The sequence below is a fragment of the Mesorhizobium sp. M7A.F.Ca.CA.004.04.2.1 genome, from assembly GCF_004022825.1.
Taxonomy (GTDB): domain Bacteria; phylum Pseudomonadota; class Alphaproteobacteria; order Rhizobiales; family Rhizobiaceae; genus Mesorhizobium.
In genome coordinates this window covers 1-1,652 of sequence record NZ_RZPH01001193.1, presented here as the reverse complement: position 1 = coordinate 1,652, position 1,652 = coordinate 1, and the positions used below count along the sequence as shown (strand labels likewise).

Here is a 1,652-nt window from a genome sequence, read left to right as displayed (position 1 = left end):
ATGCCGCAGATTCTGGAGAAGGTCGGCCAACTCGACATCTTCCATGCCAATGCCGGCGCCTATGTCGGCGGCGAGGTGGCGACCGGCGATCCCGACGCCTGGGACCGGATGCTCAACCTCAACATCAATGCCTGCTTCCGTTCGATCCAGGCGGTGCTGCCGCACATGATCGAGCGCAAGACGGGCGACGTCATCGTCACCAGTTCGCTTGCCGGACTGGTTCCTGTGGTCTGGGAGCCGATCTACACGGCCTCCAAGCACGCCGTGCAGGCCTTCGTCCACACGGTGCGCCGGCAGGTCGCCAAGCACGGCCTGCGCGTCGGTGCGGTGGCGCCCGGCCCGGTGGTGACGGCGCTGGTCGACGACTGGCCGAAGGCCAAGCTCGAGGAAGAACTCGCCGCCGGCGGCCTGATGCAGCCGCGCGAGGTGGCCGAAGCGGTGATGTTCATGCTGACCCGCCCGCGCAACGTGACGATCCGCGATCTGGTGATTTTGCCGCAGAGCAATGATTTGTGAGTGGGTGAGGAATAGGGAATAGGCAGTAGGCAGTAGGCAGTAGGGGGAAGATAAAGGCACGACCTTGCTGTCGAAAACGCTTCTTGCTCCCTATCCCAACTCGCTAATCTCCTACTGCCTACTGCCTACTGCCTACTGCCCTGAACCGAAGGTTTCCCCCATGCCTAATTTCCTCGGCATCGACGTCGGCACCGGCAGCGCGCGGGCCGGGGTGTTCGACCACACTGGAAACATGCTCGCCTCTGCCAAGCGCGATATCGAGGCCTGGCGCGAGGCCGGCGACATTGTCGAGCAGTCGAGCAACGACATCTGGCGGGCGGTGTGCGCGGCCACGCGGGAAGCGGTCGCTCAATCGGGCGTGGCACCCGAGGCGATCGCCGGCATCGGGTTCGACGCCACTTGTTCGCTGGTGGTGCTGGGCGAGGGCGGCGTGCCGCTGCCGGTGAGCAGATCCGGCAATTCGGAACGCAACATCATCGTCTGGATGGATCATCGCGCGGTCGAGCAGACGCGCCGCATCAACCGTAGCGGCGAGGCGGTGCTGAACTATGTCGGCGGCGTCATCTCGCCGGAGATGGAAACGCCGAAACTCCTTTGGCTGGCCGAAAACCTGCCCGACACGTTCAACGCCGCCTGGCAGTTCATGGACCTCCCCGATTTCCTCACCTGGCGGGCGACCGGCAGCCTTGCCCGCTCGGTCTGCACGGTGACTTGCAAATGGACCTATCTGGCGCATGAAAGCCGCTGGGACGAGGCCTATTTCCGCACCATCGGACTAGGGAGCCTGGCCGACGAGGGGTTCGCGCGCATCGGCACGCAGATCGTGCCGGCGGGTGGCGCACTTGGCGGCGGGTTGACCGCGCAGGCGGCTGCGGACCTTGGCCTCGTCCCCGGCACCGCGGTAGCGGCCGGTCTGATCGATGCGCATGCCGGTGGCGTCGGTACGGTCGGTGCGCGCGGCGCGTTCGGCAGCGTTCTGTCGCGCATGGCCTATGTTTTCGGCACCTCGGCCTGCACCATGTCGTCGACCGCGGCGCCGGCCTTCGTCGACGGCGTCTGGGGTCCGTATTTCTCGGCCATGGTGCCGGGCCTGTGGCTGAACGAGGGCGGCCAGTCGGCAGCCGGTGCTGCCATCG

2 protein-coding genes are annotated in these 1,652 nt (G+C 66.0%); both read left to right on the top strand.

Translation table 11 applies throughout. The annotated features are described in order from the left end of the window. The coding region (locus EN893_RS32875; protein ID WP_164901342.1) for an SDR family oxidoreductase at positions 1-516 on the top strand (516 nt) is incomplete at its 5' end. 160 nt (positions 517-676) lie between these two features. Beyond that, a partial coding sequence (locus EN893_RS32870; RefSeq protein WP_164901341.1) for an FGGY family pentulose kinase occupies positions 677-1,652 on the top strand: 976 nt, incomplete at its 3' end.